At 47.5% G+C, this 26,536-nt stretch carries 22 protein-coding genes and 1 pseudogene; 1 reads left to right on the forward strand and 22 read right to left on the reverse strand.

Annotated features, from left to right (window positions below):
* Nucleotides 1–32 precede the first annotated feature (32 nt).
* From ICN12_RS03635 to ndk, 13 genes are all read right to left on the reverse strand, one after another.
* A complete protein-coding gene (locus tag ICN12_RS03635) occupies nt 33–1,373 on the reverse strand; it encodes an adenylosuccinate synthase (RefSeq protein ID WP_216270682.1) in 1,341 nt (446 codons plus the stop codon).
* A 60-nt stretch (nt 1,374–1,433) separates the two neighbouring features.
* Nucleotides 1,434–2,597 (reverse strand): ATP phosphoribosyltransferase regulatory subunit, encoded by a 1,164-nt coding sequence (locus tag ICN12_RS03640; RefSeq protein WP_216270683.1) that lies wholly within the window; start codon nt 2,595–2,597, stop codon nt 1,434–1,436.
* Between the two features lie 18 nt (nt 2,598–2,615).
* Nucleotides 2,616–3,488, reverse strand: a complete 873-nt coding sequence (gene hflC / locus ICN12_RS03645; RefSeq protein ID WP_216270684.1) for a protease modulator HflC — start codon at nt 3,486–3,488, stop codon at nt 2,616–2,618.
* Nucleotides 3,488–4,999, reverse strand: a complete 1,512-nt coding sequence (gene hflK / locus ICN12_RS03650) for an FtsH protease activity modulator HflK (RefSeq protein ID WP_216270685.1) — start codon at nt 4,997–4,999, stop codon at nt 3,488–3,490. Before hflK ends, hflC begins: the two co-directional genes overlap by 1 nt.
* The gene (hflX, locus tag ICN12_RS03655) at nt 4,992–6,266 is read right to left on the reverse strand and encodes a GTPase HflX (RefSeq protein WP_370624930.1); all 1,275 of its coding nucleotides are present in this window, start codon (nt 6,264–6,266) and stop codon (nt 4,992–4,994) included. Before hflX ends, hflK begins: the two co-directional genes overlap by 8 nt.
* On the reverse strand, nt 6,226–6,468 hold the full coding sequence (gene hfq / locus ICN12_RS03660; protein ID WP_114653200.1) for an RNA chaperone Hfq: 243 nt from the start codon (nt 6,466–6,468) through the stop codon (nt 6,226–6,228). Before hfq ends, hflX begins: the two co-directional genes overlap by 41 nt.
* A 168-nt stretch (nt 6,469–6,636) precedes the next feature.
* Nucleotides 6,637–7,998 (reverse strand): ribosome biogenesis GTPase Der, encoded by a 1,362-nt coding sequence (gene der / locus ICN12_RS03665; RefSeq protein ID WP_216270686.1) that lies wholly within the window; start codon nt 7,996–7,998, stop codon nt 6,637–6,639.
* The gene (gene bamB / locus ICN12_RS03670) at nt 7,995–9,149 is read right to left on the reverse strand and encodes an outer membrane protein assembly factor BamB (protein WP_216270687.1); all 1,155 of its coding nucleotides are present in this window, start codon (nt 9,147–9,149) and stop codon (nt 7,995–7,997) included. The genes der and bamB overlap by 4 nt, the downstream gene beginning before the upstream one ends.
* The gene (locus ICN12_RS03675) at nt 9,149–9,808 is read right to left on the reverse strand and encodes a YfgM family protein (protein WP_216270688.1); all 660 of its coding nucleotides are present in this window, start codon (nt 9,806–9,808) and stop codon (nt 9,149–9,151) included. Before ICN12_RS03675 ends, bamB begins: the two co-directional genes overlap by 1 nt.
* A gap of 47 nt (nt 9,809–9,855) precedes the next feature.
* Nucleotides 9,856–11,184 (reverse strand): histidine--tRNA ligase, encoded by a 1,329-nt coding sequence (gene hisS / locus ICN12_RS03680; RefSeq protein WP_216270689.1) that lies wholly within the window; start codon nt 11,182–11,184, stop codon nt 9,856–9,858.
* A 57-nt stretch (nt 11,185–11,241) separates the two neighbouring features.
* The gene (ispG, locus tag ICN12_RS03685) at nt 11,242–12,516 is read right to left on the reverse strand and encodes a flavodoxin-dependent (E)-4-hydroxy-3-methylbut-2-enyl-diphosphate synthase (RefSeq protein WP_216270690.1); all 1,275 of its coding nucleotides are present in this window, start codon (nt 12,514–12,516) and stop codon (nt 11,242–11,244) included.
* Between the two features lie 18 nt (nt 12,517–12,534).
* A complete protein-coding gene (rlmN, locus tag ICN12_RS03690) occupies nt 12,535–13,740 on the reverse strand; it encodes a dual-specificity RNA methyltransferase RlmN (RefSeq protein ID WP_370624936.1) in 1,206 nt (401 codons plus the stop codon).
* Between the two features lie 91 nt (nt 13,741–13,831).
* The gene (gene ndk / locus ICN12_RS03695; RefSeq protein WP_015421250.1) at nt 13,832–14,257 is read right to left on the reverse strand and encodes a nucleoside-diphosphate kinase; all 426 of its coding nucleotides are present in this window, start codon (nt 14,255–14,257) and stop codon (nt 13,832–13,834) included.
* A gap of 296 nt (nt 14,258–14,553) precedes the next feature.
* Here ndk and ICN12_RS03700 point away from each other — a divergent pair, with 296 nt between their 5' ends.
* Nucleotides 14,554–15,255, forward strand: a complete 702-nt coding sequence (locus ICN12_RS03700; RefSeq protein WP_216270691.1) for a Bax inhibitor-1 family protein — start codon at nt 14,554–14,556, stop codon at nt 15,253–15,255.
* A gap of 56 nt (nt 15,256–15,311) precedes the next feature.
* On the opposite strand, the gene ICN12_RS03705 is transcribed toward ICN12_RS03700, so the two are convergent.
* From ICN12_RS03705 to ICN12_RS03745, 9 genes and pseudogenes are all read right to left on the reverse strand, one after another.
* Nucleotides 15,312–15,632 carry a helix-turn-helix domain-containing protein gene (locus ICN12_RS03705; protein ID WP_216270692.1) on the reverse strand — a complete coding sequence of 107 codons (321 nt, stop codon included), beginning with the start codon at nt 15,630–15,632 and terminating at the stop codon, nt 15,312–15,314.
* A 376-nt stretch (nt 15,633–16,008) separates the two neighbouring features.
* Nucleotides 16,009–17,445 (reverse strand): 23S rRNA (uracil(1939)-C(5))-methyltransferase RlmD, encoded by a 1,437-nt coding sequence (gene rlmD, locus ICN12_RS03710; RefSeq protein WP_216270879.1) that lies wholly within the window; start codon nt 17,443–17,445, stop codon nt 16,009–16,011.
* Nucleotides 17,438–18,259 carry a 3'-5' exonuclease gene (locus ICN12_RS03715; protein WP_216270693.1) on the reverse strand — a complete coding sequence of 274 codons (822 nt, stop codon included), beginning with the start codon at nt 18,257–18,259 and terminating at the stop codon, nt 17,438–17,440. Before ICN12_RS03715 ends, rlmD begins: the two co-directional genes overlap by 8 nt.
* Nucleotides 18,260–18,282: 23 nt before the next feature.
* A complete protein-coding gene (locus tag ICN12_RS03720; RefSeq protein ID WP_216270694.1) occupies nt 18,283–19,050 on the reverse strand; it encodes a peptidoglycan DD-metalloendopeptidase family protein in 768 nt (255 codons plus the stop codon).
* A gap of 8 nt (nt 19,051–19,058) precedes the next feature.
* Nucleotides 19,059–19,682, reverse strand: a pseudogene (locus ICN12_RS03725) (protein-L-isoaspartate(D-aspartate) O-methyltransferase); the annotation flags it as partial.
* A 29-nt stretch (nt 19,683–19,711) separates the two neighbouring features.
* Nucleotides 19,712–20,506: a 5'/3'-nucleotidase SurE gene (gene surE, locus ICN12_RS03730; RefSeq protein WP_216270696.1), complete on the reverse strand. Its 795-nt coding sequence runs from the start codon at nt 20,504–20,506 to the stop codon at nt 19,712–19,714.
* Nucleotides 20,507–20,531: 25 nt separating this feature from the next.
* Entirely contained in the window at nt 20,532–23,609 is a 3,078-nt protein-coding gene (locus ICN12_RS03735) for an efflux RND transporter permease subunit (protein WP_216270697.1), read from the reverse strand.
* Nucleotides 23,610–24,884, reverse strand: coding sequence for an efflux RND transporter periplasmic adaptor subunit (locus ICN12_RS03740; RefSeq protein ID WP_255537679.1), 1,275 nt, complete (start codon nt 24,882–24,884; stop codon nt 23,610–23,612).
* Nucleotides 24,885–24,890: 6 nt separating this feature from the next.
* The gene (locus ICN12_RS03745; protein ID WP_255537680.1) at nt 24,891–26,498 is read right to left on the reverse strand and encodes a TolC family protein; all 1,608 of its coding nucleotides are present in this window, start codon (nt 26,496–26,498) and stop codon (nt 24,891–24,893) included.
* Nucleotides 26,499–26,536: the final 38 nt, after the last annotated feature.

Raw genomic sequence — 26,536 nt, forward strand, 5'->3', positions numbered from 1 at the left:
TAAATGTACAAAAGTTAACTAGTAAAGCTCTATTAACCCTTGAATGGATGTTGTAGAAGAATCGTTTCATCGCGTTCTGGTCCTGTTGAGACCATAGCGATCGGCTTTCCTGCAACTTCTTCGATACGACGCAGGAACTTCTGTGCCTCTATTGGGAGTTTGTCCCATTCACGAATACCAAAAGTCGTTCCCTTCCAACCCGGGAAATCCTCATAAATTGGTTCACAATGCGCAACAGCTTCAGCGCCACGCGGCAATACATCTAATTTCTGTCCATCTAAGTTGTAGCCAACACACAGGCGAATGGTTTCGAAACCATCAAGAACATCTAACTTGGTGATACACAAGCCAGACAGTCCATTAATCTGAATCGAGCGCTTCAGTGCAGCGGCATCTAACCAACCTGTACGGCGTGGACGGCCAGTAACAGAGCCGAACTCTTTGCCGACTTCAGCCAAGCGGATGCCAATCGGATCTTGCTTAGCTGGGTTATCAAAGTCATATAACTCACTGGGGAATGGACCTGCGCCAACACGAGTGCAATAAGCCTTAGTAATGCCCAAAATGTACTGCAAAGAATCAGGGCCAACACCAGATCCTGCTGCTGCATTACCTGCTACGCAGTTGCTAGAGGTGACATAAGGATAAGTACCATGATCGATATCTAGCAAAGTACCTTGAGCGCCTTCAAACAATAAGTTTTGACCTGCTTGTTCTGCAGCATAAAGAGCGCTGGAGACATCGACCACCATTGGCTTGATGCGCGCTGCATAGGACATCGCCTCTTCCAAAGTCTTTTGGAAATCCACTGGCTCTGCACCATAGTAATTCGTGAGCATGAAATTGTGATATTCCAAGTTCTCACGCAATTGAGTGGCAAACTTTTCTGGATAGAACAAATCTTGCACACGTAAGGCGCGACGAGCCACCTTATCTTCGTAGGCAGGTCCAATACCGCGACCAGTTGTACCGATCTTAGCGTCGCCACGTTTCTTTTCACGCGCATGATCAATCGCCACGTGATAAGGGAGGATCAATGTTGTTGCTTCAGAAATCTTCAAGCGGGATTGAACATCCAATCCTGCAGCCTCTAGTTCGCCAATTTCTTTAAAGAGCGCTTCCGGGGAAAGTACGACGCCGTTACCAATGTAGCAAATGACATTCTGATGCATGATGCCAGATGGGATCAAGCGCAAAATAGTCTTCTTATCGCCAATGATCAGAGTATGACCTGCATTATGTCCACCCTGAAAACGCACGACTGCTTGAGCATGGTCAGTTAACCAATCAACCACTTTTCCCTTGCCCTCGTCACCCCACTGGGTACCAATGACAACGACGTTACGACCAGAAGCTTGTTGCTTTGAAGACATAATAAAATCCAAAAGGTAATTACAGAATTAGTTTGTTATTAAATACGGTATCAGTTTCTTTTATTTCTTTTTCACTTCCCATGAGCTGCCCTGCTTCACTAGCTCACGATCACAAAGATATTCAGCGGTTTCTACAGCATCGCCAGTCATTGCCTGAATAACCACTTCGCCGGCTTGGCGGAGTTCAGCAATCTTGCTTGCCAAAACAGCATCATCAATCCATGGCGCAACAATGGCAGGCTTTCTTTGAGCCAAAGGCGCAAGGTTAGCCAGGGTCAATAAATCCATTGAAAAGCCAGTGGCAGGACGAGGACGTCCAAACGCTTGACCAACATGATCATATCTACCACCGCGAGCAATTGGCTGGGGCAACTTATCGACATAGGCTGCAAACATGACACCGCTGTGATACTGATACCCGCGCAAATCCGCCAGATCAATGCTCAATTCAACATCCCTTGAAAGTGCTGCAGTAGCAGAGATGAGCATTTCTAATTGAGCCAAAGCGCTATCAATCAGCTTATGTTTTGGCAAAGCCTTTTTAGCCTTAGCTAATACTTGCGCACAGGGGCCGTTTAATTCAGTCAGAGCCATGAGTGCTTCTGCAGATTTTGCAGGAAGGCATTTAGCCCAAATAGCTAAGCGTGGACGATCCTTGCTTTGCAATAAGCTATAAAGCGCTTCAATATCGCCCTTTGCAATCGCTTGACCATCCAGAATGCCTTCAAGCACGCCAGCATGGGAGAGATCCAAATAGACTTTGTTTAAGCCAGCAACACTCAGGGTCTTTAATAGCAAAGAGATTGCTTCAAAATCCGCTTCCCATGTAGCGCAGCCGTAAATCTCTGCGCCAAGTTGCAGCTCTTCACGAGCTGAGCTACCCACTGGGGTGCGAGCATGCGCGATAGACCCTGCATAGCAAAGACGAGTAACGCCTTCACGATTGAGTAAGTGCGCGTCAATACGAGCAACTTGCGGCGTCATGTCAGCGCGTAGACCTAGGGTGCGGCCAGATAGCTGATCGACCAATTTGAATGTTTGCAAATTCAGATCAGAGCCAGTGCCCGTTAGCAATGAATCCAAGAACTCCAAAATGGGGGGTGCAACAAGCTCATAACCGTAAGACTGATACAAATCCAAGATGGCACGACGCAGAGTCTCTACCTTACGAGCCTCGGCTGGTAAAACATCAGCAATATCTTCAGGAAGTAACCAACGATTCATGATCTGAAATATTCACTCTCAATTTTTTTTGTGCAAGAACTTGAAGAACTCACCATTAGGCTCAACCACCATGACATCTTTCTTATCCTTGAAAGAGCTGCGGTAAGCCTGAAGGCTTTGGTAGAACTGTGCAAACTGCGGATCACGTCCAAATGCTTCAGCATATAGAGCGGTAGCTTTGGCATCGCCAGAGCCCTTGATCTTCTGCGCTTCACGATAGGCTTCAGCCAAAATTGTGTCGCGCTGACGCTCGGCATTTGCTCGAATCTTGTCAGATTCTGCAGCACCAGTAGAACGTAGCTCATTGGCGACGCGTTTACGCTCTGCTTCCATGCGGCGGTAGACAGAATCACTAATTTCAGCCAATAGGTCTACGCGCTTGAGACGGACGTCGACAATTTCAACACCAATGTCTGATGCATCATCAGCTACTTTTTTACGAATACCCTGCATTACTTGTTCGCGTTGATCTGAGATGATCTCCCTGACGGTCCGTTTAGTGAACTCTTCATTCAATGCTGAGCGTACTAACTGTGTCAGGCGATCTTGCGCTAAACGCTCATCACCCTTAAAGCTGACAAAGAACTTACGGGGATCAACAATACGCCATTTAACGTAAGAGTCGACCAAGAGATTTTTCTTCTCAGAGGTAATAAAACGTTCTGCCTCGGGGGTATCAATTGTCAAAATACGACGATCAAAGAAGCGTACATTTTCAAAAGGTGCTGGGTATTTCAATTGCAGGCCAGGCTGCTCAATCACTCGAACGATCTGACCAAAAGCAAAGACCACAGCAAAGTTGCGCTGATCAACAATAAAAATACTGGATGCCAAAATATAAGCAAGAGCAATTAATCCAGCAATACCAGCTAAGAGACGATTTGCATTCATTATCTTGCATCCCCTCTATCGCGGTTTCTCAGACCGTCGCGTTTATCGGAAGCACCCGTGTTTTGAGTATTGGCAGGACTTGGGTTAACTGTGTTGTTACTGAATGGGGCTGCTGGATTACCTGTCGCACCCCCTACCGTCACAGATCCAGTGGGTGTAGAAGTTGCTACCTGACCAGTAGCAACTTGCGCGCTTTCTGCACTCACTTGCGCAATGATCTTATCCAGAGGTAGATAGAGCATGCTATTACTCTTGGTAGTGTCCACCAACACTTTGGAAACATTGTTGTACATCTCACGCATGCTATCAATATACATACGATCACGAGTTACGCCAGGCGCTTTTGCATACTCAGTCAAGACTTGCTTGAAGCGGTTCGCATCGCCTTCCGCTGTCGCAACAACTCTAGACTTGTAACCCTCAGCCTCTTGAATGAGTCGATCAGCCGTACCCTTCGCGCGTGGAATGATGTCATTAGCATATGCTTGACCTTCACTCTTGAGGCGCTCCTGGTCTTGTCCTGCTTTTACAGCATCATCAAATGCTGCTTGCACTTGCTCTGGTGGCTGAACATTTTGCACGGTCACACTAGTGACATAGATACCAGTCTTATAACTATCTAGAATTTTCTGTATCGAGGCAGCTAAATCAATCGCAATCTTTTCACGACCTTCATACAAAACAGTGTCCATCTTGCTACGCGCCACAATTTCACGTACTGCAGTTTCTGCGGCTTGCACTACAGTTGTATCAGGATCGCGATTATTAAATAAATAATCCGTTGGATCTTTTAGGCGGTACTGAACTGCGAAACGCACGTCAATGATATTTTCATCCTCAGTAAGCATGGAAGTATCTTTTTGATTGGTTGCCTTAATCAAAACTGAGCGACCAACTTCTACAGAACGCACTCCTGAAACATTGACAACTTGCTCAGCCTGTACCGGCCAAGGCATGCGCCAATTAATACCAGGGCCTGCAGTGAAAGAGTACTTACCAAATGTAGTGACCACACCGGACTGACCCTCTTGAATGATGTAAAAGCCACTAAGAATCCAAATCAGTACCACGCCACCAGCAGCCAATATCACTGTGGCTTTAGAGCCAAAAGGATTGGTGAAGTTGAAGTTGGGTGCACTCATGCCACCGCCGCCGCCATTGTTACCACCACCATTGCCACGCTGGGATGGTGGAGGAATATCGGTACTGCTTGGCTTGTTCGCTGGCTTGCTGGGTGATCCACCTGGCTTTTTCTTGCCGCCGAAAATGCCACTCAAACGATCATTAAAGTCGCGCCACAACTCATCCAAATCAGGAGGGCCGTCTGGCTTAGCAGGTTGCGGATTTTTTGGCTGAACTTCTACCGGCTTCTCAGCTTCAGGATTATTTGAATCCGCTTGAGGAGTTTGTGAGCCTGCCTGCCCATCTTTGGCATCTTTAGATCCACTACCTGGGTGGCTATTGCCCCAGCCTGGATCATTGACCGAAAACAGTTCGAGAAATTTACGCATCGTTTGGTGAATATTTTCGGTTAGGAATCGGATTAAATTCAGAAGTCTCTGGTCGTTCGGGTAAAGGAGCTAAAAACTCGTCTGGGGCCATTTGGACCTTGGCACGATTCTGCTCGACCCTTATTCTATCAGTCATTTGGGAGCATTCAGCGAGGGCCAAGCGCAATAAATCGAGGCCCAAGCCAGTCTTGGCGGAGAGGAAAACCTCGTTCGGAATTCCCTCAGAATCGCGCACCAGGACCGCGCCTTCCGTAAAGGTCTGGGGCATCTGGTCAATTTTGTTCATGACCTCTATTCGGGGGATGTCATCAGCCCCGATTTCCCGCAAAACAGCCTCAACTTCGGCTTTTTGCTCGCGGGCAACTGGGCTACAGGCATCAATGACATGCAAAATCAGGTCAGCATGAATGGTTTCGTCCAAAGTCGCTCTAAAGGCCTCTACTAGCTGGTGAGGTAATTCTCTGATGAAACCCACAGTATCGGAGACCACAATCGACCCCACCCCGTCCAAGTGGACCTTGCGAGAGGTAGTGTCCAGGGTCGCGAATAACTGATCTGCCGCATATGCCCCTGCTTTGGTAAGGGAATTAAACAGGGTGGATTTACCCGCATTGGTGTACCCCACTAAAGAAACCGAGAAAACATCTTTACGGTTTCTGGCTCTTCTTTGAGTTCTTTGCTGGCGCTGGAGCTTTTCTAGCTCATTTTCTAAACGCTTGGCTTTAGTAGCCAACATGCGTCTATCGAGCTCCATCTGGGTTTCACCAGGGCCGCCGCGAACACCAATACCGCCTCGTTGACGCTCTAAGTGACTCCAAGCACGAACCAGTCTAGACATGCGATAACGCACTTGAGCTAATTCCACTTGAGTTTTACCAATATGACTTTGCGCTCTTTGACTAAAGATATCCAAAATCAGACCCGTGCGATCCATCACATGAAAGCCAATATGGCGCTCAAGATTGCGTTGCTGGGTTGGGGAAAGCGGATGGTTGAAGATGGCCAATTCGGCACCCTGCTCTTCCATCACTTTTTTGACTTCGTTGGCCTTGCCCGATCCAATGAATAAAGCGGGATCTGTTTTACCCTTGCGCGCAATAACACTAGCTGTGGGTATAGAGCCGGCGCTATCAGCCAAAAGACTGAGTTCTGCCATGCTATCCGCAAAATCCTCGCGCCCTGTATCCACTCCAACCAGGACGGCGCGCGCCGCATCTACACCTGTTTTATACAGAGCTAACTTCTTCCGTACGGAACTCCACTGCACGAGCAGGAACGATCGTAGAAATGGCGTGTTTATAGACCATCTGGGTCACGGTATTGCGCAAGAGGACAACGTATTGATCAAAAGATTCAATATTGCCTTGCAACTTAATGCCGTTCACAAGATAGATGGAGACAGGAACATGCTCTTTGCGCAAGGCATTGAGGAAAGGGTCCTGTAGTAATTGGATTTTGCTGTTATTCATACCGCTCCTTATTGGTTTTTTTATACGCTTTTTATATTTTGGGAGTCTTGCTTTTGTTATTAATTAATCAATTGCTAACTACATCTAACATAAGGGGCCTGATTTAAGAAAATCAAGCCCTTTACCTTCAGCACATCTAAAACTGTAACGCTGTTTTAACTGTTTTTACTACTTTTTGCCTTTTTTTCCCTTGTCCGCATCAACGTAGGGGTTTTTGGCAGTATTCATCTGAATTCGTAATGGGGTACCACGCAACTTGAAGACTTCTCTAAAGCGGCCTTCTAGGTAGCGCTTATAGCTATCAGTCACTCCACTTAAGGATGTTCCATGGATCACCACAATAGGAGGATTCATACCACCCTGGTGGGCATAGCGCAGTTTTGGACGACCCATACCCACACGCTTAGGCTGTTGATGCTCAATCGCCTCTTGCAAGATGCGAGTCAGTTTTGGTGTTGGTAGTTTGGCCATCGCGGCAGCGTAAGCCAGATCAACGTCTTTAAAGAGTTCTTTTAAGCCAGTACCTTTTTTGGCAGAGATCGGATGCACATTTGCAAAATCCAAGAAGCGTAGTTTTTGCGCAATCTCCAAACGGGCGCGTTCTTTAACGTAGGAATCAAGACCATCCCACTTGTTCACAGCGACAACTAAGGCACGCCCTGCTTCGACAATGAATCCTGCAATGTGCGCATCTTGCTCAGAAATATCTTGCTGAGCATCGAGCATCAGGATCACGACATTGCAATCGGCAATCGCTTGCAAGGTTTTAACAACTGAGAATTTCTCGATCGCTTCAAATACTTTTCCGCGGCGACGTAAACCTGCTGTATCAATCAAGATATAGGGCTTGCCATTACGCTCAAATGGAACCTCAATCGCATCGCGCGTTGTACCAGGCATATCAAATGCAATCACCCGCTCTTCACCAATCAATTTATTGATCAGAGTCGATTTACCCACGTTAGGACGACCTACTACCGCAATTTTCATTGGGCGATTGGGATCATTCTCCAGCTCTTCTGGCTCAGGCTCAGGAACGCCTAAAGAATCCAATGCATCATCAAGCAAGCCACGCACACCATCGCCATGCGCCGATGAAATCGGGAATGGCTCACCTAAGCCGAGCTCATGGAAGTCTGCAGTCACAATGCCTGCCTGCATACCTTCGGTTTTGTTTACCGCCAAGATCACTGGTCTACCGGTCTTGCGCAAGAAATCCGCAATCACCCGGTCCTGTGGCGCCATACCCAAGCGGCCATCTACCAAGAAAATAATGATGTCTGACTCTGCAACGGCTTGCTTAGTTTGCTTTGCCATTTCGGCAACGATGCCGGTCTTTGCTACTGGCTCAAAACCACCAGTGTCAACGCAAATAAAGGCGCGCTCACCAATACGACCCTTGCCGTAGTGACGGTCGCGAGTCAGGCCTGAGAAGTCAGCAACTAAAGCATCGCGTGAACGCGTTAAGCGATTAAAGAGTGTCGATTTACCAACGTTTGGACGACCGACAATAGTGATTACTGGATTCATTTTGGACTGTACGCCGCTAGTTTTCCACCTTGAGATTGAATCAAGATGAGGCCACTCACCGCAATCGGTGCGGCTGTGATTGGACTACTGTCATGACGAATGCGTGCCAGCATTTCACCATTCGCTTGTGAAAGTGCATGCACATAACCTTGCGCATCACCTACGAGTAATACCTTACCGACTGCCATTGGCTCGCCAACATCTCTAAATGTCAGTTGAGTATTTTCCCAAACTTGCGAGCCATCTTTGACAGCAAATGCGGTTACATAAGATCTTTCATTGGAAGAGAAAACCAAGTCGGGGCTTTGCGCTGTGCCAGTGAAGCTTGAGTAATCCTTGAACCACAATAAATTACCAGTACGGGCTTGGCCACAACCTACTCGACCTTGATAGGAAACAGCACAGATGATCTCGCCTTCCATGCTCGGCTTTGCAGTCACATCGTTTAAGCGCTCGATCTCAGAGAAGCCCTTAGGAAAAGAAACAGGCGTCTCCCACACTAGGCCACCATTGGCAATCGCAATCATGCCAAAGCGGCCGCCAGCAAATCCAGTCACAATTACTTCATTGCCAATGGCAAGCATGCCGTAGCCTACGCGCAATGACAATGCAGACTGTTGTCGTTGATAGGTCCACTTACGAACGCCGGTTTGCGCATCAAAACCAATAAAGCGGTTGTCCAATGCCCGAATAACGACTACACCACCAGCAACTACCGGCTCAGACAACACTTCGCTGCCAACACTGACATTCCAGATAGGCTTGCCGGTATCGTCATAGGCGTAAACGGTGCCTTTAGTCGTAACGACTGCAGTAGTACGTCCGTCCGATCCTGGGCCAATAGAGAGGCGATCCGGCACAGAGACTTCCCAAACCTTATTACCAGTGATTAAATCAATTTTAGCTAGATTGCCACGATGTGATGCGGCATACACTGCATCACCAGCTACAGCAGGATGGAAATTAAAAGATTCAGAAGAACCAACGCTTGTCGACCAAACCGGGGCCAAGTCAAATTGATTGCTGACAGGGACAAGCTCAGCAGGCTTGCGTACACGTGAGCCACCGGAACAGGCAGTTAATGCCACTACAACAAAGCCCAGCACTACAGCTGCGCTTGCTAGTTTTGCTACACGTTTGCAATCCATCATCACTGAGCTACTCCTCCGACGGCATCTAATTTAACTTTCAAGAGACGACGTGCCTCTTCCGGGAATTCTTTTGCTTGATTAAGCTGACTCCAAGCAGCCTCGTAACTCTTGCGAGCCTCAGCAGTATTCTTTTGCGCCAAATACCAATCACCACGACGTTCTAACCACAAAGCTTCAAACCCAGCTACTGGCTTTTCTTTCAGAATAGCATCGGCTTCTGCAAAATCTTTTTCTGCGCCCTGCTCTATTAATTGGGTGACCAAACGCAACTTAGCCAAAGCTAAATAGCCTTGATCGGATGCATTCTTGGCGGCCCAACGCAAATAGTCTATTGCCTTGCTTGAATCACCTGCATCAGAGGCGATCTTGGCAGCCACCAGGCTAGACATTGCTGCATACGGCGTACTCGAGAATTGCATTTGTAAATCGTCAGCAGCACGTAAGATTTGATCCTTGTCGCCTTTGTTAATCGCGGCCACCATCGTCTCGTACAACTGGGAAGCGGCTGCCGCTTGGCTAGTGCGCCACCATTGAAAACCACTATAGGCAGCATAAGCAAATAAAGCAGCAGTCAACACACCAGTGATGAGGTTGCGATATTTTTGCCAGAATGCTTTAAGTTGATCTAATTGTTCTTGTTCTTCTAGGTCTAAAGGCATGTCAATCCAAGCTAATAAATACAGTATTAATAATTAATCTCTTAATTCTATTCGGTGGCGCCAACTATGGCATCAATTACTGCATCCACCACGCCATCTAGGGCTACCGCCTTCTGTTCACCGCTACCACGTAAATCCTTGAGTTGAGCCTCATTCTTGGCCAATTCATCCGGCCCAATAATGACAGCATAGGTCGCCCCGCTGGCATCGGCCTTCTTCATCTGAGACTTAAAGCTAGCCGTTTGGCCATCTGGAGGGCAAAACAGGATGACATCAATGCCCGCACTACGCAGGCGCTCGGCAATGATCATCGCCGCAGTCAAGGTTTCGCCACCCTGATGAATTACAAAGGCATCGCACCCAGCCTGTGGTTCTGGCAAAGAACCAGAAACCTTCATTAACTCCAGGACGCGCTCCATACCCATAGCCCAACCACAAGCTGGAGCTGCTTTACCGCCCATACGCTCGATGAGTGGGTCGTAACGTCCGCCACCAGCAATCGTGCCCTGGGCACCCAATTCCTCAGTAATCCACTCAAATACGGTCAAGTTGTAATAATCCAAGCCACGAACTAAACGGGGATTAATCTTGCAAGGAATGTTATTTGCCTTGAGGAGACCCTGCACCGCCTCGAAATGCTTCAGCGACTCTTCGCCCAAGAAATCCAGTAGTTTTGGTGCGCCCTCGATCAAATCCTGCATGGCGGGGTTTTTAGAATCCAAGATACGCAAAGGATTAGTCAACAAACGACGTTGTGAATCTTCATCCAACTGCTCTTGGTTCTTCTCGAAATAAGTCACCAAGGCTGCGCGATGCTCTGCGCGCTCATTGGCCTGCCCCAAAGAATTAATCTCTAAACGCACACCTTGAAGGCCGAGCTCATCCCACAGGCGTTGACCCATCAAAATGATTTCAGCATCGATATCCGGACCAGCAAAGCCCATTGCCTCAATACCAAATTGGTGGAACTGACGATAGCGACCGCGCTGTGGGCGCTCATGGCGGAACATCGGGCCGGTATACCAAAGACGCTTTGGTCCTTCATATAGCAAATTATTTTCAACTACAGAGCGAACTACGGCTGCAGTGCCTTCAGGGCGCAATGTGAGTTGCTCACCATTGAGGCGGTCTTCAAAGGAATACATTTCCTTTTCAACAATATCGGTGACCTCACCAATACCGCGCTGGAATACTGCAGTCGCCTCCACAATCGGGGTGCGTAGAAATTCATACCCATAGGCACGAGTCAGATCACGCAAGACATGCTCGAGATGAGCCCACTGCGCAGCATCAGCTGGCAAGAGATCATTCATGCCGCGAACGCCATTAATTTTCTGAATCTTTTGTGCTTTAGCTGGGTTTATCTGGTCTGTCATGATTTGCGCTTGTTTTGTATTTCTTTATTGTTCTTGTTCTTTGTTTTAGCTTTTGCTCTATTTTGACTTCGGGGCGTAATTCTGATTCACATACTCATCCACAATCACCTGAAACTCTTGGGCAATATTGTCACCGCGCAAAGTCTTTACTTTCACACCATCAACAAATACAGGCGCTGCTGGCGTCTCGCCGGTACCTGGCAAAGAAATACCAATATTAGCGTGCTTGCTCTCGCCGGGGCCATTGACAATACAGCCCATGACAGCGACATTCATCGCTTCAACGCCAGGGTGGGTTTTTTTCCATACCGGCATTTGTTGGCGCAGATATGACTGAATATTGGCAGCCAATTCTTGGAAGGTCGTGCTGGTAGTTCTTCCGCAACCTGGACAAGCAATCACCATGGGCGTGAAATTCCGTAAACCCATGGTTTGTAAAATCTCTTGCGCAACAATAATCTCGTTCTCGCGTGGTGCGCCAGGGTCAGGCGTTAAAGACACTCGAATCGTGTCGCCAATGCCCTCTTGCAACAAGATGCCCATTGCTGCTGTTGAGGAAACAATGCCTTTGCTGCCCATGCCAGCTTCAGTTAAACCCAAATGCAATGGGTAATCTGAGCGACGCGAGAGATCGCGATAGACAGCCACTAAATCTTGTACATTGCTGACTTTGCAAGATAGCAAAATTTGATTGGGGTTCATGCCGAACTCCACTGCTTTTTCTGCTGACTGCAATGCCGACTGAATCAATGCCTCAATCATCACTTCTTGTGCAGTCTTAGGAATGGGTAATGCCGCATTGCTATCCATAATGCTAGCGAGCAAGTCTTGATCCAAGCTTCCCCAGTTCACACCAATCCGAATCGGCTTGTCATATTTGCAAGCCGCTTCAATCATCTGCGCAAACTGTGGGTCGCGTTTAGCACCCTTACCTACATTCCCTGGATTAATGCGGTACTTCGATAAAGCCTTCGCGCACTCTGGGTAGTCATTTAATAAGGTGTGACCGTTGTAATGAAAGTCGCCAATCAAAGGCACCAAGACATCCATCCTATCTAACTGCTCACGAATGTAGGGCACTGCTTGGGCAGCTGCTGGAGTATCCACAGTAATACGAACCATTTCCGAGCCAGCGCGAGCCAACTCTTTTACCTGAATCGCGGTACCGACTGCATCCGCTGTATCGGTATTGGTCATGGACTGAACGCGCACTGGCGCATCGCCACCAATCGTAATGATGTTGGTCTTCCAGGCGACAGTTGCCTGACGCGTTGCACGCTTAGGCTCTGGACCTAAAGGTAACTTTGGAAGCGGGTTAGATGAATTACTCATGGGACTTGTTTAATTCAATCAGTCGTCTAATCGTTTGAGCCATTGCACTGGGTGCTCGGCTTGATATTCTTGCTCTTCTTCATCTTCATCGACATCCTCGCCATCTTCTGCATCTTCATGTTGATCGAGCTTGATTTGATTGTCATGTACAGCGCGCTCACGAACTCTCGTACGATCTACGACATCACCTGCTAATTGTCCGCAGGCTGCGGCGATATCATCACCGCGAGTTTTTCGTACTGTTGCCACCATGCCAGCATCTAACAAAATGCTCGCAAAGGCATGAATGCGTTGCGCTGATGAACGCTTTAATCCAGACTCTGGGAATGGATTAAATGGAATGAGGTTTACTTTGCACTTGATGTTAGCCAATAAGCGTACGAGTTCTTTTGCCTGAATGTCAGAGTCATTCACACCATCGAGCATGCAATATTCAAAGGTCAAGAAATCCCTTGGAGCAAATGGCAGGTAACGTTCGCACGCAGCCATTAATTCTCTTAAAGGGTATTTCAGATTCAGCGGTACAAGCTGATCGCGCAACTTATCGTTTGGCGCATGCAATGACACAGCCAATGCAACCGGACAATCTTGCGCCAAGCGATCAATCATGGGCACGACACCAGAAGTTGATACGGTTACGCGACGACGAGATAAACCGTAGGCTCTGTCATCGAGCATTAAGCGTAAAGCAGTGACCACATTGTCATAGTTCAGTAATGGCTCGCCCATACCCATCAACACGACATTAGAGATCACGCGACCGGTATGCTCCCAGCCCGGAGTTGGATATTGCTCGATACGACGGACCGCATTGGGATCGTTACGTAGCAAATGTTCCGCAAACCACAATTGGCCAATAATTTCACCAGCGGTGAGGTTGCGTGAAAAGCCTTGATGCCCTGTGGAGCAAAAACGGCAATTAACTGCACAACCAGCCTGCGAGGAAATGCACAGGGTGCCACGGCCATCTTCAGGAATAAATACCGACTCCACAGCATTGCCGGCGCCAACGTCCAGCAACCACTTGCGTGTGCCATCTGCTGCGTGCTCGTCTTTAATTACCGGGAGAGAAAGGACTTCTGCTTTATCGAGCAGGGTTGCTCTAAAGCTTTTTGCTAAGTCACTCATGTCATTGATGTCGGATACACCGCGTTGGTGTATCCACTGCATGAGTTGCTTTGCCCTAAAGGGCTTTTCATTCAACCCCGCGACATACGCTGCCATTTGGTCAGCGTCAAAATCTAAGAGATTTACGCGCGGGGAGGTCAATGCGCCTACTTATATTTTAAATAGCTTGTTCGTTAACAATCGTTGATTAACGATTGAAAACGTTCATGCCAGCGAAGAAGAATGCAACTTCAACAGCAGCAGTTTCAGGAGCGTCAGAACCATGAACAGCGTTAGCGTCGATGCTATCAGCGAAGTCAGCACGAATCGTGCCAGCGTCAGCTTTCTTAGGATCGGTAGCGCCCATCAAATCGCGGTTCTTAGCAATAGCGCCTTCGCCCTCCAATACCTGAATCATCACAGGACCAGAAATCATGAAGCTCACCAAGTCTTTGAAGAAAGGACGAGCAGCGTGAACAGCATAGAACTGCTCAGCTTCAGCTTGTGACAAATGCGCCATTCTGGACGCAACAATCTTCAAACCAGCGGATTCGAAACGGTCATAGATCTTGCCGATCACGTTTTTTGCTACAGCATCAGGTTTGATAATAGAAAGGGTGCGTTCGATAGCCATGTAAAACTCCAGTAGTGATTTCAAAGATTTAGGCTGAAATGGCGCAAAAGGGGTCTTTTAGGGTATTACTCCCCTACCACCTACAGCGCACCAGGAATTCAGCGACCCCCGAATTATACATCGGCTGACCGTATTTACCCTGATCCGAGCAAGGCTAAGCTATTGAATTTACAGGGCATAACCCTTTAATCTGTAGTTCTTTTCATGGGGGGCTTGAAATTACCCTATTTTGTCTATACTTACTGTCAACAGCCCCTTGTGGGCTCGTGTATTAATTATGAAAAAAAGGAGTCAATATGAGTGATCTTAACTCTTACGGCTTTGGGCAGACTGGCTCGATTAGCACCCCTCAGGTACGCAACCGCGTGCTGCGCAATACCTACGCCCTGTTGGCGCTCTCGATGGTGCCTACTGTCATTGGCGCATGGCTTGGCGTTGCCTTCGGCCTGAACTTTATGGCAAGCAACCCTTTTATGGGCTTCATCGTCTTTATGGCGATTGCTTTTGGTTTTTTCTGGGCGATTGAGAAAAACAAGGACACCGGCTTAGGCGTTCTATTGCTTTTAGGCTTTACCTTCTTTATGGGCATCATGATGTCTGGCTTAGTGGGTTACACACTAAACAGCTATAGCAACGGCGCTACATTAATCATGTTGGCCTTTGGTGGAACTGCTGCAATTTTTGCTGTGATGGCAACAATCGCTACTGTGAGCAAAAGTGATTTTGCTGGCATGGGTAAATGGTTGATGGTAGGTGTACTGCTCTTGATCGTTGCCTCATTGGCAAATATCTGGTTGCAATTGCCCGCCCTGATGTTAACTGTGATGATATTAGCTATCGCAATCTTCTCTGCCTTTATCTTGGTAGATGTTCAGCGCATCATCAACGGCGGTGAGACCAACTACATCATGGCTACTTTAGCCATCTACCTAGATGTCTATAACGTCTTTACCAACCTGCTGGCATTACTCGGCATTGCTGGCGGCAATCGAGATTAATTTCCTCTTTTGATAAAACTAAGGCACCCTGGGGTGCCTTTTTTATTGACGGCTACTTATGCTTTTGCCATCAGGAAATGGGGGATAAAAGTACCCGAATCACTGTCTGCCAATGGGTCTTTTGAGGCCGTGACTTCAGAACCCATCCTATCGAGATCTAATCCCAGTTGATGCGCATAGAGATGAGATGCATGTTTGAATGCATTTTGGTCATTATGAAATGCATAAAAATTACCGTCTTCAATTGCCACCAATTGACCTAAAGACAAACTGCAAGCGCTAGCGAGTACAGCCAATCTATGCCCCTGCCGTTCTCTAGCTTTGCGAATTAATCTACCACTTTGTTTGGCAAATTTAATATCTTGTAGGGTAACCATATCGACCGCCTTAATTCATGAAAAATACTCGATATGTCCAATATATTCGGATAATTCCCTTTAGGTAATTAGCTCTTGAGCGAATAGGCAAGGCAATCCCCCAGAACTCATCCATCAATATTGGGCGGATTTCTGTCTTAGCAAATTAAGGGCCAACAAACATACTGACTGCATAAGACAAGGCAAATAAAATCAAAAGGATGGCAAGGCTATCTGAGGTTTTCATGACTAATTCCCGGAGTTGATTAAAACAAAGGTTGTGCAAACTTCCCACCTAAGTTCAATCTACACATTGCCCAATGGTCTACATACCAATACTGCACCGCATCAATACAGAGCGCACCGAATAAGTGCAATAACTAAGTATCAATCGGGATTAATTGGGGTTTTGACGCTCAAACACGGCCATGGACTCTACATGTGAGGTGTGGGGGAACATATTGACGATCCCGGCGCTCTTCAGAACATAGCCTGCTTGATGACACAAAAGCTCCGTATCCCTAGCTAGGGTCTTGGGATTGCAGGAGACATAAACGATACGTTGCGGAGATAGATCGCTACCCTGTTGATGCAGTTGCGCTAAAGCCTGACAGATCTCCATGGCACCTTCACGTGGGGGATCCATTAACCAACGATCGGCCCTGCCCCATGAGGCAATTGTTTCTGTTGTCACTTCAAATAAATTGCTTTGCATAAAGCTGGCCTTATCTGCCAACTGATTGTGTTCGGCATTTTCATTAGCGCGGCTTGTTAAGCTTTCTAAGCCCTCAATACCCAAGACGCTATGCGCTCTTCTCGCGAGCGGTAATGTGAAGTTGCCAATACCGCAAAACAAATCGAGCACACGATCTGTTGGCTTTACTTCTAGCAGTCGAATCGCCCTACTCACTAAAGCGCGATTCATCATATGATTGACTTGCGTAAAGTCCGCCGGCTTAAACGGCATCTCGATTTCAAACTCTGGAAGGCGATAACAAAGCTTGCCAGTGAGTGGATGGAACGGCGCAACAGTTTCGATGCCTTTGGGCTGCAACCAAACCCAAACCTGATGTTCATCAGCAAAATCTCTCAGCAGTTGCTCATCAGCCGGCGTTAAGGGGAGCAGGTTTCTAAAGACGAGTGCAGTAACCGGCTTCAATTTGTTAGGATTATCGGAACTCGGATCTTCAGGCTCACCCACCGCAATCTCAATTTGGGGCATGCGATCAACGATGGATAAGCCCATCACCAATTTGCGCAGTTGCGGAAGTAAATCCGAAACATGCTTAGGCAAAATCTCACAAGCGGTCATGTCGGCAACATAGCCGCTCTTACCCTCATGGAACCCAATTAGAACTGTGCCTTTTTTGATGGAGCGATTAACTGCACTCAAACGTGCGCGATGACGATACTCCCAGGCTGGCCCACCCATGGGGCGAAGGATTTCTTCTGGTGCTACTTTGGCAATGTGCTTTAAGTCATCTTCCAATACACGTTGCTTCATGGCTACTTGCGCCCGTATATCCAAATGCTGCATAGTGCAGCCACCGCAGATGCCAAAGGCTTTGCACTTAGGTTCCGCTCTAAATACAGCAGGCTTAAGAATATCGAGGACTTTGGCCTTACTGAAGCGGGCTTTATCTCGAGTGACGACGTAGGTAACTAACTCGGTTGGCAATGCACCTTGAATAAAAATGACTTTGCCACTTTGACCTTGGGTGACATCGTCCTCATTGGGTGCTAAGCGTGCAATACCTTGCGCATCTAGATCAAGGGATTCAACTCGTATTGGCTCAGTCACCACAATATGGACTGGCTTTTCACCTCTACGCATCCGGAGCAAAACCTCGTAGGTATTCTTGCCACTGCTCACCATGCGGCTCTTGAGATTCTTTTTTTAAATACGCTTTTACGAAGGTGATTTCTTCTTTGTACTCCTCAAGGGAGAAACCACCACGCATCAATTGAAAGCGGCAATACATCAAATACGTATTAACTACATCGGTTTCGCAATAGCGGCGGATGTCATCAATCTTGCCATCTTGAAACGCTGGCCATACTTGGCTGCCATCCATGCCCATCTTACCTGGAAAGCCGCAGAGTTTTGCCAGACCATCTAAGGGGGCATTTGCTCTGCCATTAAATTTGGCTAAGAGATCCATCATGTCTAAATGGCGCATGTGATAACGACTGATGTAGTTATTCCACTTAAATTCACGGCTATCGTTTTCTTGGCTCTCGCCCATCTCCCAATAGCGTGGCGCTTGCACATGATTGGCCAGAGCGCGGTAATGCAGCACCGGCAAGTCAAAGCCACTGCCGTTCCAAGAAACTAACTGAGGAGTATATTTTTCCACGAGCTCAAAGAAAGTCTGAATCAACACCTTCTCATCATCTTGAGGCGTCCCTAATGTCCCCACCTTGATTTGAGGTAAACCTTCTTTAGTCGTCCTGCGAATCACGCAAGAGATGGCACAAATTCGTTGCAGATAGAGTGGCAGAAAATCACTACCGGTTTTTTCTGCTCGAGCAGCCATGGCTTTTGCAGCCACCTCACTATCCGACATGGATTCTGGATAATCTTCAAGGCGACGCAGTCCAGCTACATCCGGAATGGTTTCAATATCAAAGACGAGAACGGTTGCCATGGCGAAGCCTACCTAAACAACAGTTACTGCAGGTATGGCGTTGGGTTTACCGGTTTGCCATTCACACGCAATTCGAAGTGGAGCTTTACCGAGTTTGCATCGGTATCGCCCATCTCAGCAATCTTCTGACCCTTCTTCACCGCATCACCCTCTTTTACTAAGAGCGTACGGTTATGGGCATAGGCCGTAAGGTAAGTATTGTCATGTTTGATGATCACCAGATTGCCGTAGCCACGCAAGCTATTACCAGCATAGACAACCTTACCGTCTGAAGCTGCAGTAATGGGGTCGCCTAACTTACCAGCAATATCAATGCCTTTGGTTTTTTCACTGAAATCATCGCTGACCTTACCTTTTGCTGGCCATGACAAACGAATACCCGGTTCAGCAACAACTTCTTTTGTAGGCTCCGCTTTAGATGCATCGACTTTAGGTGCATCTGTTTTTGGAGTATCGATATTTGATGGGGTCTTAGATATAGGCTTTACAGCAGACTTTGAACCAGCCGGTGGCTTTACCAAAATCAGATCTCCTACTTCAATCTGATTTGGGTTGGACATATTGTTCCACTGCGCTAAGTCACGCGGGGATTGCCCGTTATCCAAGGCAATGCGCGCCAAAGTATCACCACGTTTGACGCGATAGTAGCCAGGAGGCGTAGGTTCGCTATTGCCGCCGCTTCGGTCAACCACATTGGCTGGTTTAGCTCTAGGCGTTGTTGAACAGCCAACGTTGGCCATTACAGAAGCGATTGCTAGAAGCAATAGAAGGTATTTAGTGATTAAATTCATGGGATATCTCATACTACCCCTGATTGTAAGGGGACAAAAAAGACCTCGTCTAGAACGGTTCTTTGATAACGCTGGGAGCTCATCCGCTCAACCATGATCAATTGCTGCTCTTTTTCATTTTTGGCTACTGGGGCAACCAAACGACCCCCAATAGCCAATTGGTCCAATAAGGCATCTGGAATGCCCAATCCTGCTGCTGCCAAGATGATTCCGTCAAATGGGGCGGCCTGGGGTAAGCCCAAAATACCATCACCATAAATGAGGCGCAGATTTTTAATGCGGAAAGGACGCAGCTTCTCTCTAGCCATATCGTGCAATGGACGAATACGTTCAATCGAATACACCTCCTCAGATAGCAAACTGAGAACCGCCGCTTGATATCCACAACCCGTACCGATTTCCAAGACCTTGCCAAGCTTATGCCTTGGCTTATGTAGCAGCTCAATCATGCGCGCCACTACCGATGGTTTAGAAATCGTTTGTGAATGCCCAATCGGCAAAGCAGTATCTTCGTAGGCCTGAGGATGCATTCCTGCATCCATAAAGGCATGGCGTGGCACTGTGGCAATTGCCTCTAATGTTTTACCGTGCTTGACTCCAGCCGCCAAAACTTTTGCGGCTAGTGCTTGCCGGTGACCGGCGTTGCGTTCTGCTGCTGATTTCAACCGCGATCCCAGCCATTAGCGCGCATGGCAGCCAGACGGGCATGATGAGTTAAATCCAATTGCATTGGCGTAATCGAGATACATCCCTCATCGATCGCATGAAAGTCAGTACCCTCAGAGCTATCTTTAGCATGCCCTGCAGCACCAATCCAATAAATATCATCGCCACGTGGACTCTTCTGAACAACCACCGGCTGAGAATGATGGCGGTTACCCAAGCGAGTCACACGCCAACGATATAAATCAGCATAAGGACGATTAGGGATATTGACATTCAGTAATGTGGCGGCGCCTTCTGCATGCGCAAGCTTTGATACCAGCATTTGTGCAACGATATCGTGCGCAGCTTTTGCAGCATCCTCAATACGATTCCAGCCTTTATCGATTTGTGAGAAGGCAACGCCTGGAACACCAAACATCACACCTTCCACTGCGGCAGCAACCGTGCCGGAGTACAAGGTATCCTCACCCATATTCTCGCCTTGATTAATCCCAGAGACTACGAGATCAGGTTTTTCATCTAAGAAACCGGTCATCGCAATATGCACGCAATCGGTTGGGGTGCCGTTGATAAATAAGAATCCATCACGCTCACCACCAGCAACTCGATGAATTGAAAGTGGTCGTGACAGTGTTAATGAGTTTGAGGCGCCACTGTGATTTTGCTCAGGCGCAATCACCGTTACTCGTCCCAATGGACGAATCGCATTGACTAAGGCCAAAAGGCCGGGAGCAAGATAGCCATCATCATTCGAAATCAGAATATGAGGTTGTTTTGTATTTTCACTCATGAATTTAAATACTTTCTTAATAGACCTAGGCTTTTGCCATCTGGGTCAATGCACGACCTCTGAACCATCCATATATTACTGGTAATACCAGGAGGGTCAAAATAGTGGTCGTCACCATGCCACCTACAATCACTAGGGCCAAAGGACGTTGAGCCTCAGAGCCAATGGAATGGGACAATGCTGCCGGCAATAGACCCAAACCAGATAGGGCAGCCGTCATGAGTACAGGGCGAACTCTCAGGGAGGCACCCTCCACCATGACATCCTTCATCTCACCATGCTCAGTAGCTGCTGTCTTATTAATAAAGGAGATCAGGATCACACCATCCTGAATCGCAATGCCAAAGAGCGATAAAAAGCCAAAGAAGGCGGAAATACTCAAAGTCTCGCCAGCTAGGTGTAATGCGATCACCCCACCAATGGCAGCAAAAGGCACGTTAATCATCACGATCACCGCATCACGGAAATTACCAAATGCACTGACTAACAACAAGAAGATGCCTAGCAATGCTAGTGGCACGATCAACATCAGCTTTTTCTGCGCTTGTTTCATTTGATTGAATTGACCATCCCAGCTAATGGAATAATTTGGTGGCAAGGTGATGTTCTTCTCAACCAAGAATTGCGCATCTTCAACGGCACTCCCCAAATCACGACCACGCACGCTGAACTTAATGGCAATGTAGCGTTTGCCCGCTTCACGATAGATAAAGAAAGGGCCATCGCTTAACTGCACAGTAGCGACCATCGACAAGGGTATAGAAGCTCCATTAGGAGAGTCCACTAGCAGGTGGCCAATATCCGCAACGTCATTGCGACTGCCTTCGTTCAAGCGAATCGCGATCCCGAAAGTCTTCTCATCTTCTAAGAGATTAGTAACAGCAGCGCCACCAATTGCATTGGCAACCACCGTCTGGATATCATTCACATTAATGCCGTAACGCGCAGCGCGTTCCCGATCAATCTGAATATTCAAGGTCGGCTGACCTAATTCTTTCAGAATGCCCTCGTCAGCGACGCCACGCACTTTTTTGAGCTGATCAATCACCTCATGGGCTTTTTGATCTAAGACCTCTAAATCGGTGCCATAAATCTTGACGGAGTTTTCACCCTTTACGCCAGAGAGCGCTTCGTTCACGTTGTCCTGAATGTATTGCGAGAAGCTGTAGGTAACGCCTGGAATCTTATTGAGTTCCGCCTCAAGATGGTTAATCAAGTCCTTCTTGCTAGAACCGCTTGGCATCTTGTCCGGACTCTTTAAATACAGGCCGTACTCTTGGTTAAACACCCCAGTGGAATCCGTTCCATCATCAGGTCGGCCAATTTGAGCAGCCACCTTTTCAATCTCGGGCTGCTTTAAGAAAGTCTCGCGTAACTGATTGGCGACTTTGACGGAGTAGTCTAAGTCCACTGTATTGGGTAGTGTGACTCGTAACCAAATATTGTTTTCTTCTAGGGTTGGCAAGAATGCGGTTCCCAAACGGGTGACGCTAAGCAGTGTTAATCCCAAAACAAATACCGCTACTGACACCACAGTTAATGGACGATCCATCCACTTTCTCAGCAAGGGCTTATAGCCATTCAAAAGCTTGGTGATAAATCCAGGTGGTTTGTGATGCAGGTTCTCACCGAATACCAAGGAGATCATGGCGGGCAAGAAAGTAAGACTTAAGATCATCGCGGCAATCAACGCAAAGCCCATGGTGAAGGCCATTGGCTTAAAGATGATGCCCTCTACTCCACCCATAAAGAACAAGGGGGAGTAGGCAACAATAATAATGCCAGTCGAATAAATCATGGCGCGCTGCACTTCACTAGTAGCCAAGATGATGCTTTGATTTAAGCGCTTACCGCCCTCCTCTAAGTGACGCATGACGTTCTCCGTCAAAATCACTGCTGAGTCTACGATCACTCCAAAGTCAATCGCACCGAGAGAAATCAAATTCGCCGGCACGCTCCAAAGATGCATCTGAATAAATGAGACGCACAACGCCAAAGGAATCACTGCCGCAACAACGGCTGCAGCACGCAAATTACCCAGGAAGAAAAATAAGACAGCCAGAACGAGAGAGATGCCAAAGAACAAAGTATGTTTGACGGTGCCAATCGTAATATCTAACAATACTTGGCGATCGTAGAAAGGTTTAACCTCAATGCCCGGTGGCAAGATTTGCTTATTGATGTTCTCAACCGTGTTGCGCACGCGGGCCAATACTTCAGTGGCATTCTCACCACGACGCAGATAAACAATACCTTCAACAGAATCGGGATTTTCATTGAACTGGAATAATCCCAAGCGAGGAGCATTGCCAATCTCTACACGCGCAACATCACCAATTCGAATCGGCACCCCGCCATGTATCGATACAACCACCCGCTTGATGTCATCGATATTTTTTAAGAGGCCTACTCCGCGAACCACAAACTGCTGCTCACCACTCGGTAGTAAGCCACCGCCGGTATTGCTATTGGCATTGGTTAAGGCAGTAATGAGCTCATTAACGGTGACGCCTTTGGCCTGCAGGCTTTCTGGGCTAACGATGACTTGGTACTGGCGAATCCTGCCACCAAAAGAAGACACATCGGCAACGCCAGGAGTTTGCTTGAGCTCTTTATAGATCTCATAGTTCTGCAATGTCTTTAGCTGAGTAGATGAGGCGTAGTCCGACTTCACCTCATAACGCATGATCTCGCCAGTAGCATCCGAATCTGGACTAATGCTCGAGGTAACCCCAGGTGGAAAGCTCACATTAGCAAGACTGGAGATAAATGTTTGGCGAGCTTTAAAGGGGTCAGTTGTGTCATTGAACTTCAGTGTCACTACTGACAAACCAAATAAAGAAACTGAGCGGAAGGCTTGAAGGCCGGGGATACCTGCCAAAGCGTTTTCAACCGGGATGGTGACCTGTTGCTCGACCTCGGTCGTACTTCTACCAGGCCATTGTGAAATCGCCTGAATGGTTAATGGAGCTACACCAGGGTATGGCTGAATTGGTAACTTGGAAAGGCTAAACATTCCCAAGCCCAGCAGTACAAGAGAGCCCACAATAACCAGCATGCGCTTATCCAGCACACCCCGAATAAAGGAGGTAAATGCGCTCACTTAGTCTTCCTGCTTTGCGAAGCGATCATTTAATAGAACCGCGCCTTCAGCCAAGATGCGTACACCAGGCTCAACACCTTCTGTAATTGCAAAGGCCTTGCTATTAAGGTCATACCCTTTTACGGGCAAGCGACGATAGACCTCATCCCCCACCTTAATAATCACATAACGCATTTCACGAATGCGTACAACTGCTGTTTGCGGAACCACAATGGCATCAGCCATACCTGTCGTTAGCTTGGCTGATGCATACATATCTGGTCGCAAAAGGTCATCGTTATTCTCAATCTCTGCACGCACCAATAAGGCGCGGGTTTGTGGATCAATGGTTGGGGCAATGTAGTTTGCGTACGCTACAAACTCTTTATCGGGATAGGCCTCAACATGCAAAACCATTTTTTGACCAGGCTTAATCAAGCGCAAGTCCTGTTCAAATACATTACCTAAGAACCAGAGCTGCTTGGGATCAGCCAAGGTAGCAATGACATCTCCAGAGCTCACTGCAGAGCCAGGCTCCACATTGCGCTTGACCACGACACCTTTTAATGGGGAGCGCATTACTAAGTTGCTTTGAGTTTTGCCAGAAGTTTCAATCGCTTTGATATCACCATCGCCAGCACCAAGATTGCGCATACGGTTTGCGGCAGCTTGCTGGGTAATGCGGGCATCCCCCAGCAGGTCACCCATTGATTTATTCGCCTCTAGCACTTGAGCCATTTTTGAGGAAAGCAAATACTCTTGTTGGGCTGAAACAAATTCAGGGCTATACAGCTCCACCACTGGAGAGCCAATATTGACTTCAGCGCCATCAAAAGCGTAAATACGCTCTACTCTGCCCGGAGCACGTGCAGATAACACTTTAGATTTTTCTGCATTAAATGCCAAACGTCCTGGCACTTTGATATCTACTGGTACTTGAACTTTTTCAGCATTTTGGAAGATATAAATTTCAGGATTGAGTTTGATGCCTGAAAGTTTTAATTCCAAGATGCCACTCTTCTCTACTTTGAGAGCCTTATCAGATGCTTCAATTTTGACATTACGATTGACGTTAGTCATTCGACCTAAAACGATACCCATCGAAAGAATGGCAAAGGCAAATGCTGCTAAGCGAACGCGGTAACGATTTTGCGGACTGAGATTCCAGTACAGACCAGCCAAGCCAGCCAGAGCAATCTGCAGTCGATGGCCGCCAAGGTGCAAAGCTTTATCAACAATAGGCTTCGCTTTATTGGCAAGCTGTTTTACAAAAGAAAGAATTTTATCTTTCAACATTGCTCCTTAAAAAGGTTCTTTGCCAGATGTCACCAGCAATACTGCTTGTGCCTGCAGGAGATTACTTTCTGCGAGCGCTAATTGGACTTCGAGGTTGCGCAATTGTGTTTGCGCTGTCAGCAAATCATTAAATCCCTGACCATTATTAGAGTACTGCGTTAAACCCACCTTATAGGCAGCATCGGCCTGTGGTACTTGGCGATCCTTTAGAAATTGAGTTTGGGTTTTGGTTTGCTCGTATGCTGCATAAGCCGTATTGACTGCCAAGACAATTTGCTGACGATTGGAGATATTGCCCGCTTCGGCTGCAGCTTGATTGCGCTGCGCCTGCTCCACCCCATACTTTTCCTTGGTAAAGAAATACAGCGGAATAATTAGATCAAGTTCGAACTGGTAATACATCGCACCATTGTTAGCTGAAAAAGGACCGCGCGGAGTAAATGAAGAGCCAATGACCTGAAAATCTGGCAGATAGGCCTTCTTTGCTAGGTCCACACCCTTACGAGCGGCATCCAATTGCAAAGCGGAACTCTTTAAGGATGGGTGACTGGTTTCAGCATAGTCTTCCAACTCAATCAGAGTGGGGACGCTATTCATGGCGCGACGTACATCACCACGTAAAACCAACTTTTCTCTCGAGTGTCGGCCTACCAAGGTATTGATGTTGTTCAGCGCTACTTGTAATTGACGCTCCACGTTAAATTGATCTGCTTGAGCCGCACTTTGGGATACCTGGGCATTGAGATACTCAACATAAGCAGCGGCATTATTAGCGTAGCGCGCTTTAGCAACGTTCTTCACCATCTCCAAGCGCATGACCGATTCTTTTAATACTTGGAGCTGCTTTTGTGCAGCTAGCGCACCGTAGTACAGGGTAGATAGTTGTGCGCCCAACTGTAAGTAGGTTGATTCACTTTGAGCAAGCAAAGCTTCAGCATTGGTATTGGCAATATCGGATGCCAAACTCTTTTTACCCGGAAACTGCAATGGCTGCGCAACTGATATCGAGTTGTTACTACTGATGCCATTGGGGTATTGCGGTGGATTTGGTGCATTTGCTCCGCCCAAGGCAAACGGAGAATTCGCAGGCATACCCGACCACACCAAACCCACTTGAGGGTTAGCTGGCGCTGCAATTTGTGGCACTGTTGCCTTAGCAGAAAGGTAAGACTCTCGCATGGAAGAGAGTTGTGGGTTGTTTAATTTCAGCTCAATCCACAGCTGACGCAAATCCATCTCTGCAGGGCCTGAGGGTGTGCCCTTGGTATAGATCTTGGGTGTGTTGCTGGGTTTTACTGGGGCAAATAAAGATGCGGCATTAGCAGGGTTATTGGTATTCGCAGCTTCATTGCTAACAACTGGCGGTGCAGTTAAGGAATCTTTGGATTCATTTGTCTGCACGATGACGCTAGCAGCAGTTGGTGAATTGGATTGCGCAAAAACAGTAGAGGCAAAAAACACAGAGGCGATGACACAAGCAACCCGCTTCATGGGGTTTGCTGTATCTATAACTAAGTTGCTAGTTGTAATCTGGCCGTGAATCAAATCGGCTGCCTCTAAATCTGTACTAATGCTGTTTTTATAGCCCTGGAGGTAGATTTCCCTACATTTCAAGGGGGTTTTGTTGATTATAGGGGGCAAGAGGTAAATGT

The organism is Polynucleobacter sp. AM-25C3, assembly GCF_018882335.1.
Taxonomy (GTDB): Bacteria; Pseudomonadota; Gammaproteobacteria; order Burkholderiales; family Burkholderiaceae; genus Polynucleobacter.